Origin of the sequence: Brachybacterium sp. EE-P12 (assembly GCF_003711805.1) — a bacterium.
Taxonomy (GTDB): Bacteria; Actinomycetota; Actinomycetes; order Actinomycetales; family Dermabacteraceae; genus Brachybacterium.
The window spans coordinates 383,925-397,421 of record NZ_QXCP01000009.1 but is presented as its reverse complement, the minus strand read 5'-3'; the positions used below and the strand labels follow the sequence as shown (position 1 = coordinate 397,421).

Annotated in this window: 11 protein-coding genes and 1 tRNA gene; 9 read left to right on the top strand and 3 right to left on the bottom strand. The window is 72.6% G+C overall.

Going from position 1 to position 13,497, the window contains the following annotated elements:
* The first annotated feature begins 16 nt into the window (after nt 1-16).
* Entirely contained in the window at nt 17-2,425 is a 2,409-nt protein-coding gene (locus D1648_RS14080; protein WP_122942917.1) for a pyrophosphatase, read from the top strand.
* A 22-nt stretch (nt 2,426-2,447) separates the two neighbouring features.
* On the opposite strand, the gene D1648_RS14075 is transcribed toward D1648_RS14080, so the two are convergent.
* Together D1648_RS14075 and D1648_RS14070 are read right to left on the bottom strand one after the other, a co-directional pair.
* Nucleotides 2,448-3,023 carry a TetR/AcrR family transcriptional regulator gene (locus D1648_RS14075; protein ID WP_122942915.1) on the bottom strand — a complete coding sequence of 192 codons (576 nt, stop codon included), beginning with the start codon at nt 3,021-3,023 and terminating at the stop codon, nt 2,448-2,450.
* A 177-nt stretch (nt 3,024-3,200) separates the two neighbouring features.
* Nucleotides 3,201-3,271, bottom strand: a tRNA-Gly gene (locus tag D1648_RS14070).
* A 140-nt stretch (nt 3,272-3,411) separates the two neighbouring features.
* On the opposite strand from D1648_RS14070, the gene dcd reads away from it, so the two are divergent.
* Together dcd and D1648_RS14060 are read left to right on the top strand one after the other, a co-directional pair.
* Complete coding sequence (gene dcd / locus D1648_RS14065; RefSeq protein WP_122942913.1) at nt 3,412-4,008, top strand: dCTP deaminase; 597 nt, start codon at nt 3,412-3,414, stop codon at nt 4,006-4,008.
* Nucleotides 4,005-4,811 carry a hypothetical protein gene (locus tag D1648_RS14060; protein WP_122942910.1) on the top strand — a complete coding sequence of 269 codons (807 nt, stop codon included), beginning with the start codon at nt 4,005-4,007 and terminating at the stop codon, nt 4,809-4,811. Before dcd ends, D1648_RS14060 begins: the two co-directional genes overlap by 4 nt.
* A 235-nt stretch (nt 4,812-5,046) precedes the next feature.
* Here D1648_RS14060 and D1648_RS14055 read toward each other — a convergent pair whose 3' ends face one another.
* The gene (locus D1648_RS14055) at nt 5,047-6,393 is read right to left on the bottom strand and encodes an MFS transporter (RefSeq protein ID WP_122942908.1); all 1,347 of its coding nucleotides are present in this window, start codon (nt 6,391-6,393) and stop codon (nt 5,047-5,049) included.
* 204 nt (nt 6,394-6,597) lie between these two features.
* Between D1648_RS14055 and D1648_RS14050 the strand changes: the two genes are divergently transcribed.
* The 6 genes from D1648_RS14050 to D1648_RS14025 are packed head-to-tail and all read left to right on the top strand — an operon-like array spanning nt 6,598 to nt 13,470.
* The gene (locus tag D1648_RS14050; protein WP_241155524.1) at nt 6,598-9,525 is read left to right on the top strand and encodes a Na+/H+ antiporter subunit A; all 2,928 of its coding nucleotides are present in this window, start codon (nt 6,598-6,600) and stop codon (nt 9,523-9,525) included.
* The gene (locus D1648_RS14045; RefSeq protein ID WP_122942903.1) at nt 9,515-10,162 is read left to right on the top strand and encodes a Na(+)/H(+) antiporter subunit C; all 648 of its coding nucleotides are present in this window, start codon (nt 9,515-9,517) and stop codon (nt 10,160-10,162) included. Before D1648_RS14050 ends, D1648_RS14045 begins: the two co-directional genes overlap by 11 nt.
* Nucleotides 10,163-10,164: 2 nt before the next feature.
* Nucleotides 10,165-11,760, top strand: coding sequence for a Na+/H+ antiporter subunit D (locus D1648_RS14040; RefSeq protein WP_164518727.1), 1,596 nt, complete (start codon nt 10,165-10,167; stop codon nt 11,758-11,760).
* Nucleotides 11,757-12,296 carry a Na+/H+ antiporter subunit E gene (locus tag D1648_RS14035; RefSeq protein ID WP_164518726.1) on the top strand — a complete coding sequence of 180 codons (540 nt, stop codon included), beginning with the start codon at nt 11,757-11,759 and terminating at the stop codon, nt 12,294-12,296. The genes D1648_RS14040 and D1648_RS14035 overlap by 4 nt, the downstream gene beginning before the upstream one ends.
* A complete protein-coding gene (locus tag D1648_RS14030; protein WP_122942901.1) occupies nt 12,293-12,883 on the top strand; it encodes a monovalent cation/H+ antiporter complex subunit F in 591 nt (196 codons plus the stop codon). Before D1648_RS14035 ends, D1648_RS14030 begins: the two co-directional genes overlap by 4 nt.
* Nucleotides 12,880-13,470, top strand: coding sequence for a monovalent cation/H(+) antiporter subunit G (locus D1648_RS14025; RefSeq protein WP_122942899.1), 591 nt, complete (start codon nt 12,880-12,882; stop codon nt 13,468-13,470). The genes D1648_RS14030 and D1648_RS14025 overlap by 4 nt, the downstream gene beginning before the upstream one ends.
* The last annotated feature ends 27 nt before the right edge of the window (nt 13,471-13,497 follow it).

Sequence of the window (13,497 nt, the reverse complement as noted above, 5' to 3'; positions counted from 1 at the left end):
AAGCTGAAGCCGACCCGTGGACCTGATCACGCAATTCCCCCTCGGCGACGACCTCGCCGTCAGCCTGCTCGTCCTCGGCCTGCTGGCCGTGGCCGCGCTCGTCGTCGGGGCGGTCGTCCCCACCCGGCTGCGGCGCGACGAGGACACCGCCGAGGTCGACGCGGCGCTGGGCCGACGGCTCGGCGCGCCCCTGCTCTCCTCCGCCTCGATCCTGCTGTGGGTGGGGCTGCCGCTGGCCGTGCTGGTCTATCTCGCCCCCGGCGCGACCGACGACCGGATCCTGCGCTCGGCCCTGCTGCTGGTGGGGCTCGCGCTCGGCCCGCTCGCGGCCTGGCGCGGGCTCGCGATCCAGCTCGCCGCGCTCGGCGTCGAGCCCGAGCGGCGCGGCGCGATGGTCTCCCGCCTCGGCGCGCTGACCGTCGCCGGGGCGCTCGCCCTGGCCGTGCTGCCCGTCGTGATCGTCATCTGGTTCCTGCAGACCACGGCCGGTCCGGCGCTCGTCGCCCTCGCCGCGGGGGCCGCGATCTCCGCGCTCGCCGTGCGAGCCAGCGCCGCCCCCGTCGAGGCGGGAGCGGTCGCTGCGGCGGTGCTCGTCGGCACCGACGAGCACGAGCTCGAGCCCGACGACGAGGACAACCTCGGCGGCCCCCACCTGCGCAGCGCCCGGATGGTGCGGCGCGGCGGGGCGACCAGCGCCGACCTCGTGGCCGTCGCGACCGCCGGCGCGGCCCTCGGCGTGCTGCTGGGCGTGCCGGTGCTCGCCGCGGAGGGCTTCGTGGTGGTGCTGCTCGCGCTCGGCGTGGCGATGCTCGCCGCCGGAGCGAGCGCCGTCGTCCCGCACACCGGCCGCGCGGGCCACGAGCGCGGGGCGCTGCGGCTGGGCGGGCTGATCCCGTCCGTCCTCGGCACCGCCGGGGCCGTCGCCGCGGCCGCGCTGTGGCTCCCCTCGCAGTACAAGGACCTCCGCTTCGAGGACGTCGGGATGGAGAACTTCACCGACCCCGCGATCACCGGCGGCACCGACACGCCCCGCGAGGAGCTCGAGCCGCAGATCGAGGAGCTCGGCGGGGACCTCAGCCAGTTCATCTCCCAGACCGACGACTCCCAGTACGCCTCCTCCTTCCTGGACATGCTGGCCCTGTACGGCATCACCCCGAACGTGGTGGTCGCCGTCGCGCTCGGCCTCGGGGCGCTCGCCGCGCTCGCGACCGTGCTGCTGCTGGGCGGGACCGGGAACCGGCTCGGCGGCTCCGTGCTGCGCACCGCCCGCACCTCCCGCACCGGCGGGGCGCTCGGGATCACCGCGGGCCTCGGCGCGACCGCGCTGACCGCCGCGGGGGCCCTCGCGCTCGTGGTGCTGATCGCGGCGGTCCTCTCGGTGCTCGCCGCGGGCGTGCCCTCGCTCGCCCTCGCCCTCGCCGCCCATGCGGGCCTCGGCGCGCTGATCGTCGTCGCCGGCCACTCCGGCTCCCTGCTCGCCTCGACGCTGCTGGACCGGCCCGGGACGGAGCCGGGGCCGCGCCGCGCCGCCGCCGGGCTCGCGACCGGCACGCTCGGCGCGCTGCTGCTGGCCGCGGTGCTCATCGGCCTCGGCGCCCTCGGCCCCGTCGTCTCCGCGCTGCAGCTCGCGCCGCGCGCCGCGACCGTGTGGGAGGACCGGGCCCTGCACGGCGCGACCCCTGCCTCCCTCACCGTGCTCGGCGGCGTCGGGATCGGCGTGCTGACCGTGCTGCTGATCACCGCCTCGCTGCTGGACGCCGCGCGGCGTCTCGGCGCGAACGCCGTCGTCGGCACGCGCGCGGCGATGCTGGAGGGGCGCGACGGGACGGAGCTGCCGGAGCTGCCCGAGATGGTGCGCCGGGCGGCGGTGACCCCTCTCGTCGTCGCGGTGCTCGCCCCGGTCGTGGCCGGCTTCGGCCTGGGCCCGGCCGCGCTGGCCGGCCTCGTCGTCGGCGTCGTGCTCACCGCGGCGGGGCTCGGGCTGTGGACCCTCGGCGCCTCCTCCACCCTCGCCGGCGCCGCCGCCGTGATCGGCTCCGGTCGCTACGGCGGGCCCGGCTCCTGGGGCCATTCCGGGGCGCTCGGCGGTGCGGTGCTCACCTCCGTGCTGCGTTCGGTGATCGGTGCGGTCGCGCTGCCGCTGTCGCTGGTCGTGTCCCTGCTCTCCGCGCTCGGGGTGAGCGCCGTGGTGGGCATGAGCACCGACGGCACGAACGCGTTCCTGCGCTGGGGCATCGCCGTGCTCGCGATCATCATCGCGCTGACCTGCTGGGTGATCACCGCCACTGCTCCCGAGGTCGACCTCGAGGACGAGCACGAGGAGCTCTCCCGCCCGCTCTTCTCCCGCGCCGAGGAGGAGACCCTCGACGCGATGGACTGGGAGGTCGAGGAGGAGTCCCCGACGCGCAGGAAGCGCCGGGGCTGAGGCGCGGGGCCCGGGGCGGCCCTCAGACCTCCGCGCCGAGGCCCCGGAGCACGAAGCGCTCGAGCGCCGAGCGCGAGTAGCGCTTCGCGGAGGAGCCGACGAGCAGGCCGTTGATGATGCGGACCGTCGCGACCACGTCGAGGTCCGCGGCGAAGTCGCCGGACTCGATCCCCTGCTCCACGATGGTGCTGAGCACCTCCTCGATCAGGACCACGTGCTCGCGCATCCGTGCCGCGGCGTCCGGGGTGAGCGAGGCGCGACCGGCGGCCTGCGGGACGTGGAAGGACACGTTGAGGTCCAGCTGGGTGCGCACATAGGCGACGACGGCCTCGCACGGGGTCGCGGAGTCGCTGACCCCGGCGCGCAGCTGGGCGATGTAGTCGGTCGTCTCGTGGATCGCGTACTCGATCAGGAGGGTCTCGCGATCGGGGAAGTGGTTGTACATCGCGGTGCGGCCCACTCCCGCCGCGCTCGCGATCCGCGAGAACGTGACGGTCTCGAACTCCTGGGTCTCGAGCAGCTCGGCCAGCGCGGCGAAGATCTTCTCCCGCGTGCGTTCCCGGTGCTCCTCGAGCGACCCTCCGATGATCTTGGGCATGCCGCATTCTTACACCGGCCGGGGCGTCCGACAGAATCCTGGGCCGGAACAGGGGCGTCCGGAGGGATCACGGGGCCTGGAGCGAGGCGGTCGGGGAGCTCCCCGATGCCGGATCCGGGGGCTGAGAGCGATGGAGCCGCGACCTCCGGTGCGGGAGGTCGCGGCTCCGGCCACGAGAGCGGGTGACGGGAATCGAACCCGCGCTGTCAGCTTGGGAAGCTGAAGTTCTACCATTGAACTACACCCGCGAAGAGCTGCCCGGCCGGTGCGGAGGCCCCGCCGTCCGAGCGAACGGGTCACAGCATACCCCCTTCCCGGCGTGCTCCGCGAACCGGAGGAATCGGGACGGGCTCCCCCGCGGCGCCGGTCGGGGGCTAGTCTGTTCGCCGTGCTGCTGAGCGATCGTGACATCCGGGCCGAGATCGAGGCCGAGCGGGTGCGGCTGACCCCCTCCGACGAGACGATGATCCAGCCCGCCTCGGTGGACGTGCGGATCGACCGCTTCTTCCGCCTCTTCGACAACCACAAGCACGCCCTCATCGATCCCTCGATCGAGCAGGCGGACCTCACGCGCGAGGTCGCCGTGGACCCCGACGAGGCGTACATGCTGCACCCGGGGGAGTTCGTGCTCGCCTCGACCTACGAGCAGATCGCCCTGCCAGGCGACATCGCCGCCCGCCTCGAGGGCAAGAGCTCGCTGGGACGGCTGGGCCTGCTGACCCATTCGACGGCCGGGTTCATCGATCCCGGATTCGAGGGGCACATCACGCTGGAGCTGTCGAACATGGCCACCCTCCCCGTCGCGCTGTGGCCCGGGATGAAGATCGGCCAGCTGTGCTTCTTCCGCCTCTCGAGCCCGTCCGAGCGGCCCTACGGCAGCGCCGGGAACCTCAACCGCTATCTCGGCCAGCGCGGCCCCACGCCCTCCCGCTCCGCGCAGAACTTCCACCGCACCCGGATCCCCCTCCAGGAGGAGCAGCAGTGACCGAGCCGGTCCGCACCAGCCATCGACTCCAGCTGCCCCGGGACACCGATCCCGCGGAGGTGCTCACGATGATCCGCAACGTCCGCCCGGAGGCACGGGAGCACGAGGAGGGGGTGATCGAGCTCGGCGAGGACGTCCGGCTCGTCCCCGACCGCACGCCGCGGGGCGTCGGCCGCTGGACGCTCGAGACGCCGCAGGTGCGCGAGGACCCCGCCCCGGAAGGGATGGGCGACTCCCACGGCTATGCCCGCGCCTTCCCCGAGGGGATGCCCTTCGGCGTCGAGCGCGACAGCCTGGACCTCGCCTGGTCCCTCGCCCGGCGCCTCTACGGCGCGGTCGTCACCGACGGCCACGTCCGTCTCGAGCCGCATCCGTATCACGTGCGGGACCTGACGGTCACGAGCCCTCACGCCCTCGCCCCGGAGTCCCTCGCGCAGCTGATCGCCCCGCTCGAGCCCGAGGCCGAGCTCGACCGGGTCCCCGAGGACGCCCCTCGTGCCGGCTACGGGCTCACCGCCCCGCTGGCGGGCGGCGACGTGATCGAGGTGCGGGTGGGGCGCAGCTCCCGTCCGGCGGCGCTCACCGCCCTGGACTGGCTCGAGGACGCCGTGGACTACCAGCTCGTGCACGTCACCGCCGACGAGGAGGAGGATGCGATCGAGACGCCCGACGCGGCCACCGTCGAGCGCTGGCAGGACGCATATCGGAGGATCGGGCTGATCGCCGGGCTGATCGCCGAGAGCGTCGGGGGCTACGTCACCGACCTCGAGGGCCTGCTCGTGGACCCCGCCGACCTGGCCTGAGCCCTGCTCACCCCGGCTGGTCCGCGCCGGCCCGGCCCCTTCTCGCCCGTGCCCGGCCCGGGTCATGGTCAGGTGGTGGCGCTGGGCGTCCCTCTATGCCACATGTGGCACAGAGGGACGCCATCCGCCAGCAGTCGACCATGCCGTGCGGCGAACCGGCACAGGCGAACCGGCACAGGCGAACCGGCACAGGCGGCGCGGGCACAGGCGGGCCGCCGTCACCTGACCAGCTCCGTCACGGAGCGACCCGCCGTCGGCCGGCCGGTGCGCTCGCCGCGCGGCCGGCGGCGCCGAGCCGGATCGGCAGGAAGGCCGCCAGGCCCAGCACCATCACCAGCACGATGCCGAGGATGCCGGTGCGGGTCTCGCCGGAGATCGCGACCGCTGCGGCGAAGGCTGCGGTGCCGAGGAAGCCCAGTGCCCGGCCCGTCGTCGCGTACAGCCCGAAGTTCTCCGTCTCGCGGCCCGGCAGCGACAGCCGGGTCAGCAGGTTCCGCGAGGCGGACTGCACGGGGCCGACGAACAGGCAGATCGCCAGGCCCGCGACCCAGAACACCGCGGTCGCGTCGAGGGCCAGCACCACCAGGCCCAGCACGATGATCCCCACGCAGCCGGCGATGATCACGGGGCGGGGGCCGACCCGGTCGTCGACCCGCCCGCCGAGGAACACCCCGAAGCCCGCGACGAGGTTCGCGGCGATGCCGAAGACGATGATCTCCACCGTCGAGAAGCCGTAGGCGTTCGCCGCGAGAACGCCCGCGATCGAGAACACCGCCCCGAGCCCGTCGCGGTAGATCGCGGAGGCGACGAGGTACTGCAGCATCACCGGCTCCTCCTTCACCGCCCGGATCACGCGGCGCACGATCGAGGCGTAGCCCTGCCAGGGGGTCCACCGCTCGCCGGGGGCACCGGCGGGATGCCGCGGGGTGCGCAGCATGAGCGGGAGCGTCCCGGCGAGGATCCACAGCGCCACGAACAGGGGGATCGCCCGGTAGTTCCAGCCGTCCTCGTCCGTGATCCCCAGCAGCCCCGTTCCGGGCATGACGAAGAGCACCAGCACGAGCCCCAGGCACACGATCGAGCCCCAGTAGCCCACTGCCCAGGCCGTGCCCGAGACCCGTCCCCGGTTCGCGGGCGTGGAGATCTCCGGCAGCACCGAGTTCACGAACACCCCGGCGAGCTCGCTGAACACCACAGCGAGCGCGATCAGCACCGCCCCGAGGGTCAGGTAGTCCGCGTCGAGGGCGACCAGCGGCATCAGCGCGATCGTCACCACGGTCGCGAGGGTCGTGATCCGCAGCAGCGCGTTGCGCGCGCCGCCCGCGTCGGCGAGGTTCCCCAGCAGCGGGGCGAGCAGCGCCACGGCGACCGCGCCGATCGACTGCCAGGTGGTCAGCACCTGCGAGCCGTGGGACTGTGCGGCGCGGACCGCCTCCTCGCCCACGGCGCCCTCGGAGGCGACGGCGCTGGCCACATAGGTGGCGAAGACGAAGGTGAGGATGACGGAGCTGAAGGCGGACATGCCGCCGTCCCACAGCGCGAAGGGGACGACCGGGGGACGATGCCGACGGGGCGAGGTCATGGGGCACACTCTACGGATCCGACCTGCGGGTCCGGCCCCGGCACGGGGCTGAGGATCCGGCTCGTGGTCCGGCCCTCGACCTGGCCCGCGATCCGGCTCCCGGATCCGCCTCCGGATCAGCGCGGGCCCAGGAACGCGATCCCGCCGTCCCGTAGGATGGTCCCGGCCCTTTTCCCGCCTCCGGATGGAGAATCCGTGATCACGATGCTGCTCGCCCACCTCGTGGCGGCGCTCGTGGCCCCTTTTCTCGTCCGCTGGATCGGACGCAGCGCCTTCTACCCCCTCGCCCTCGTGCCCGGAGCCTCCGCGGTGTGGCTGGCGACCTTCGACCCGCGCACCCTCGGCGACGCCCCCGTCGACGTCTCCGTGCCCTGGATCCCCGCCTTCGGCATCGATCTGGCGTTCCACCTGGACACCCTCAGCTGGGTGCTCGCCGTCATCGCGACGGGCATCGGTGCGATGGTGCTGCTGTACTGCGCCCGCTACTTCAAGGACACCGAGCCGGGGCTCGGCCGCTTCGCCGGGATCCTGACCGCCTTCGCGGGCGCGATGGTGGGCCTGGTGCTCTCCGACGACGTCATGGTGATCTACACCTTCTGGGAGCTCACCACGATCTTCTCCTACCTGCTGGTGGGGCATTACCAGGACAAGCAGGCCTCGCGTCGCGCCGCGCTGAACGCGCTGATCGCCACGACCTTCGGCGGTCTGGCGATGCTGGTGGGGATGCTGATGGTCGCCGCGGAGGCCGGCTCCCTGCGCCTGTCCGAGATCGTCGCGGACCCGATGTGGGCCGAGGCCGGGCCGTTCCTGATCACCGCCATGGTGCTGATGCTCGCGGGCGCGACCAGCAAGTCCGCGCTCGTGCCCACCCACTTCTGGCTGCCCGGCGCGATGGCCGCCCCCACCCCGGTCTCCGCCTACCTGCACGCCGCGGCGATGGTCAAGGCGGGCGTCTACCTCATCCTCCGCCTCGCCCCCGCCCTCACCCATCTCGAGGTCGTCACGATCGTGCTCTCGGTGCTGGGCGCCGCCACGATGCTGCTGGGCGGATGGCGGGCCCTGCGGCAGACGGACATCAAGCTCCTGCTCGCCTACGGCACCGTCTCCCAGCTGGGCTTCCTCACCGCGGTGACGGGCCTGGCCACGCACGACGCGGTCCTGGCGGGCCTGGCCATGCTGATCGCCCACGCGCTGTTCAAGGCGCCTCTGTTCATGGTCGTCGGCATCATCGACAAGAAGTTCGGCACCCGCGATCTGCGCGTGCTGTCCGGGGTGTGGCGGGTCGCACCGGTGGTGACGGTGATCGGCACGCTCTCGGCCGCCTCGATGGCCGCGGTCCCGCCGCTGTACGGCTTCGTCGCCAAGGAGTCGATCTACACGGCCCTGTGGTACGCGGGCGGATGGCAGCGTCTGCTGCTGCTCGCGCTGGTCGCCGGCTCGATCCTCACCGTCGCCTACTCGTGGCGGTTCGTGCGCGGCGCCTTCGGCAACGCTCCGGGCGCGCCGCGGGTCGCGGGCGTCGGCATCACCCCGCTGTACTGGCTGCCGCCGGCGCTCCTGCTCGTCGCGTCCCTCGCCCTGGTGGCGCTGACCTCCCCGCTCGAGGAGGTGCTGCGCGCCTACTCCTCGGCGTTGCCGGAGACGGGGGAGGGGATCCACCTCGCCGTCGTCCCGCACCTGGGCGTGCCGCTGCTCGCCTCCGCCCTCACCCTCACCCTCGGCATCGTGCTGTGCCTGCTCCCGCGCCGCGTCTCCCTCGTGCAGAAGGCACTCTCGCCGCTGACCTGGGCGTCGGAGCGGATGCTGGACGTGCTGGACGCCGAGCGCGGGTTCCGCCGGATCCTGCGCACCGTCGACAAGCTCTCCATCGTCGTCACCCCCCTGTTCCAGCGGGGCTCGCTGCCCTACACGCTCGGGACCATGCTCGTGGTGCTGCTGGCGCTGGTCGCCCCGGTCGCGCTGACCCAGTCCCCGCTGCCCAGCAACCTCGTGCTCTTCCAGCACCCCGTCGAGCTGATCGTGCTGCCGGTCGCGGCGCTCGCGGCGATCGGCGCGGCCCGCTCGCGGCGCCGTCTGCGCGCGGTCTTCCTCATCACCGTGACCGGCTACAGCGTCGCCGTGCTCTTCCTGGTCGCGGGCGCCCCCGACGTCGCCACCACCCAGGTGCTCGTCGAGACCGCGATGACGGTCGTGCTGGTGCTGGTGCTGCGGCGACTGCCGCTGCACTTCTCCCGTCGGCCGCTGCGCATCGGCGCCTGGGGCCGCTGGGCGATCGCGATCTCGACCGCGCTGGTGCTGTGCGGAGGCACCCTCTACGCGGCCGACGCGCGCTATCGCGAGGCGCTCGGCAAAGGCCTGATCGAGCCGGCCTACGAGATCGGGGGCGGGCACAACGTCGTCAACGTGACGCTCGTCGACGCCCGCGTCTGGGACACGATGGGCGAGATCTCGGTGCTGCTCGTGGTCGCCACCGGCGTCGCCTCCCTGATCTTCGTCACCCGGCGCGAGCGGCCCATCGCCCGCGTGCGCGACCTCGACTCCACGCGCACCTCCATCTGGCGCCGCCGCGCCGACGCGGACCTGCCCCAGAACGCGCTGGACTTCGACGCGCGCCCCGACGACGTCACCGGCGGCAACCGCTGGCGCACGTGGCTCTCGGCCGGGCTGACCCTCGCGCCGGAGCGGCGCATGGTGGTCCTCGAGGTCATCACCCGCATCGCCTTCCCGATGATGATGATGTTCTCGGTGTACCTGCTCATGGCCGGGCACAACCTGCCCGGCGGCGGGTTCGCGGGAGGCCTCGTGGCCGGGCTCGCCCTCGCGGTGCGCTATCTCGCCGGCGGGCGCTACGAGCTCTCCGAGGCGGCGCCGGTCCAGCCCGGATTCGTGCTCGGCGCGGGCATGGCGCTCGCGGTGGTCTCCGGCGTGCTGCCCGTGCTCTTCGGCGGCAGCGTCTTCTCCCAGGTCACGCCCGTGGTGGACGTGCCGCTGCTGGGGGAGCTGCACTTCCCGACCGCGCTCCTGTTCGACCTCGGCGTCTACCTCGTGGTGGTCGGCGTGGTCCTGGACTTCCTGCGCTCCCTCGGCGTCCAGATCGATCTGCAGCAGGAGGCCGACGCCGATGCACGTTAGCCTCGCCCTCCTCCTGACCGCCGGGGTGCTGATCGCCTGCGGCATCTACCTCGTGCTCGAGCGGACCCTGAGCCGCATCGTGCTCGGCTTCGTCCTGGCCGGCAACGGCGTGAACCTGCTGTTCATCGTCGCTGCCGGACCGATCGGGAGCCCGCCCTTCGAGGGCAGCGGCGATCCCGAGTCGATGACCGATCCGCTGCCCTTCGCGATGGTGCTCACCGCGATCGTGATCTCGCTGGGCATCACCGCCTTCGGCATGGCTCTGGCCTACCGCGCGTGGCAGCTGTTCGGCCACGACGAGGTCCCCGACGACGTCGAGGACCGGCGCGTGCTGCGCCGTCGCCGTCGGCGCAGCGAGGACGCCGAGCGGCTGCCCTGGTCGCAGGCGCTGTCCGAGGAGGCGCGTCGCGGCGCGATCGCCCACTCGCAGGGCCTGGGCACAGGGGAGGACGAGGACCCGCTGGGCTCGGACCTCACCAGCGCCGAGGACGTCCCGCAGGATGCGACCGAGGCCGACGAGGGAGACGCCGACTCGCTGCGCGAGGCGATGCGGCGCCGCCGGGAGCACCGGCGCGGGGACGCGGCGGCGCTGCGCCACGAGATCCGCGACCGCACGAGCGACGAGGAGGACATCTGAGCATGGAGCTCCTCCTCGCGCTGCCCGTGATGCTGCCGCTGCTCGGCGCCGCGATCACCCTGCTGCTGCGCCACCACACGCGGCTGCAGCTGGGCCTGGCCGTGGTGACCCTGGTCGCGATCTTCACCATCGCCCTGCTGCTCGCCTGGCACGTCACCCAGCACGGAGTGCTGGTCCTCCAGATCGGCAACTGGACCCCGCAGCTGGGGATCGTGCTGGTCGCGGACAGGCTCACGGCTCTGATGCTGACCGTCTCGAGCTTCGTCACCCTCGCCGTGCTCGTGTACTCGAGCGCCCAGAGCGTGAGCGAGAACGTCGAGCGGACCCCGGTGGCGATCTACCACCCCACCTATCTCACCCTCGTCGCCGGCGTGTCCATGGCGTTCCTCGCAGGGGACCTGTTCAACCTCTACGTCGGCTTCGAGGTGCTGCTCGCCTCGAGCTACGTGCTGCTCACCCTCGGCGGCTCCGCGAGCCGCGTGCGCGCCGCGACCACCTACGTGATCGTCTCGGTGCTCAGCTCGGTGATCTTCCTGTCCGCGATCGCGGCGGTGTACGCCGCGGCGGGCACCGTGAACATGGCCGAGCTGGCGGTGCGGCTGGACGGCCTCGAGCCCGGGACCCGCATGATCCTCGAGCTGATGCTGCTGGTCGCCTTCGCGATCAAGGCCGCGATCTTCCCGCTGAGCGCCTGGCTGCCGGACTCCTACCCGACCGCGCCCGCGCCGGTCACCGCGGTGTTCGCGGGCCTGCTGACGAAGGTCGGCATCTACGCGATCCTGCGCCTGGAGACGCTGCTGTTCCCGTTCTCGCAGATCTCGAACCTGCTGCTGGCCGCGGCGGGGCTGAGCCTGTTCATCGGGATCCTCGGCGCCGTCGCACAGACGGACCTCAAGCGCGTGCTGTCCTTCACGCTCGTCTCCCACATGGGGTACATGCTCTTCGGCATCGGCATGGTCACCCAGCTCGGGATGGCCGCGACGATCTACTACGTCGCCCACCACATCACCGTGCAGTCCACGCTGTTCCTCGCCGCCGGCCTGATCGAGCATCGCGGCGGCACCACCGATCTCATCAAGCTCGGCGGTCTGCAGAAGCTCGCCCCGCTGATCGCGGTGCTGTTCTTCATCCCGGCGATGAACCTCGCCGGGATCCCGCCCTTCTCCGGCTTCATCGGGAAGGTGGGCCTGATCGAGGCGGGCATCGCCTATGACCGCACCTCCGGCTGGATCCTCATCGCGGTCAGCGTCCTGACGAGCCTGCTGACCCTCTACGCGATCGCGAAGATCTGGAACCGCGCCTTCTGGCAGGAGCCCAGCGAGGAGATCATCGCCCGCGACGTGCCCACGCCCCGGGTCATGACCGGCGCGACCACCGCCATGATCGCCTTCTCCCTCGCGCTGACCGTGTTCGCGGGCCCGCTGATGACCTACGCCGACGAGGCCGCGCACTCGGTCCTGCAGCGCACCCCGTACGTCGGGGCGGTGCTCGGCGACGAGGCGGCCGGGGACCTGCGCTACCGGATCGACGATCAGGGCCAGCGCGTCGACAACGGCATCACGCAGCTCGACGGCGCCGCGCAGGAGGTGGGGGGATGATCCGCCGACGCCTGAAGGACCTGCGCGGCTCCCTGATGTGGATCCTCGCCGCGGTCGCGGTCTGGTGCCTGCTGTGGGGCGGGATCGATCTGAAGAACGTCCTCGGCGGCGCGCTCGTGGCCGTGCTCGTGTTCGTCATGTTCCCGATGCCGCCCACGGGCCACGAGCTCACGCTGCGGCCCGTGCGCTTCACCCTGTTCGTGGTGCGCTTCCTCGCCGACTGCGCCGTCTCCGCGGTCCAGGTGGGCTACTTCGCGCTGCGGCCCGGACCGCAGCCGCCCAGCTCCGTGATCGCGGTGCAGATGGCCTCCCGCTCCGACTTCTTCCTGACCTTCACCGGGGTGCTGTGCACGCTGATCCCCGGCTCCGTCGTGGTCGAGGCGCAGCGCGCCACCGGCACCCTGTTCCTGCACACCTTCAACGCCGGCACCCCGGAGGCGGTCGAGAAGGCGCGCCGCGACGTGCGCGCCCAGGAGGAGCGTCTGCTGTGGGCGGTCGGCCGCCGCGAGATCCTCGAGGAGGCGGGTCTGCGATGAGCGCCTTCGAGATCCTCCTGGTCCTCTACGGGGCGGTGCTGGCGCTGGCCGCGCTCGCCGTCGTCGTCCGCATGATCATCGGCCCCACCATCCTGGACCGCGCGATCGCGAGCGACTCCCTGGTCACGCTCGTGATCATGGGGATGGCCCTGCACGTCGCGCACAGCGGCGCGAACTGGGCAGGGCCGGCGATGATGAGCCTCGCCGGCCTCGCCTTCGTCGGCACCGTGACCTTCGCCCGCTTCGTCGCCCGGGAGGATCCGCTGCAGGGCCGACGTCGCCATCCCGACGAGCCCGTGACCGACACCGGCCCGCACGACGCGATCCACCTCGAGACCGATTCCTCCTCCGAGAACGGCTTCGCGGAGGACGGCGGCTTCGGGGACGGCTTCGTCGAGGAGCACGGCGCCGCCGACGGCGCTCCGTACGAGCCCGAGAACGTCATCGGCGAGGACCTCGGCCCCGACCGGACCGAGGAGGGCGCCGTGGACGGCGTCGAGGAGGGCTTCGGGGCGGCGGACGAGACGGGCTTCGGGGCCGAGGGCCCGCGCGGGTTCGAGGACGAGCCGGGAGGAGGGGCGCGATGAGCGCGACCGAGATCGTCTCCGCCGTGCTGATGGGCGGCGGGCTCGTGCTGGGCGTCGTCTCCGCGGTCGGGCTGAACCGCTTCGACGGGGTGCTCATGCGCATCCATGCGGCCTCGAAGCCGCAGGTCCTCGGCCTGATCCTGGTCTTCGCCGGGGCCGCGCTCGCGGCCGGGTCGTGGAGCCTGGCCGGCTTCCTGCTGCTGGTGCTGCTCGCGCAGATGCTCACCGTCCCCGTGGCGAGCGTGATGGTGGGACGCGCCGCCTTCCGGCGCGGATTCGTGCGCGGGGGCGACTACGCGATCGACGAGCTCAGCGAGAGGCTGGCGAGCCCCTCGGACGACGATGACGACGAGGACGGCTTCGTCGACGACGAGGGCGACGACCACGAGGGCATGCACGAGGGGACCCGCGAGTTGTTCCCGGAGAACGTCGTGGTCGACACGGTCACCCCGCTCACCGATCACAACTGGGTGGAGCCCGAGGACGTCGCCGACGACGTCGAGGACGAGGACGTGCTGGACATCGATCTCGAGGACGAGACCGAGCTCGAGGCCGGGCAGGTCGCCGAGCGCGACGAGCGGCGCTGACCGCAGCCGCGCAGCGTCCCGGGTGCC

Coding starts and splice junctions, on each gene's coding strand:
- D1648_RS14075 (WP_122942915.1), bottom strand. CDS start 3,023: ATGCCCAAGATCATCGGAGGGTCGCTCGAGGAGCACCGGGAACGCACG.
- D1648_RS14055 (WP_122942908.1), bottom strand. CDS start 6,393: ATGACCTCGCCCCGTCGGCATCGTCCCCCGGTCGTCCCCTTCGCGCTG.
- D1648_RS14050 (WP_241155524.1), top strand. CDS start 6,598: ATGCTGCTCGCCCACCTCGTGGCGGCGCTCGTGGCCCCTTTTCTCGTC.
- D1648_RS14045 (WP_122942903.1), top strand. CDS start 9,515: ATGCACGTTAGCCTCGCCCTCCTCCTGACCGCCGGGGTGCTGATCGCC.
- D1648_RS14040 (WP_164518727.1), top strand. CDS start 10,165: ATGGAGCTCCTCCTCGCGCTGCCCGTGATGCTGCCGCTGCTCGGCGCC.
- D1648_RS14035 (WP_164518726.1), top strand. CDS start 11,757: ATGATCCGCCGACGCCTGAAGGACCTGCGCGGCTCCCTGATGTGGATC.
- D1648_RS14030 (WP_122942901.1), top strand. CDS start 12,293: ATGAGCGCCTTCGAGATCCTCCTGGTCCTCTACGGGGCGGTGCTGGCG.
- D1648_RS14025 (WP_122942899.1), top strand. CDS start 12,880: ATGAGCGCGACCGAGATCGTCTCCGCCGTGCTGATGGGCGGCGGGCTC.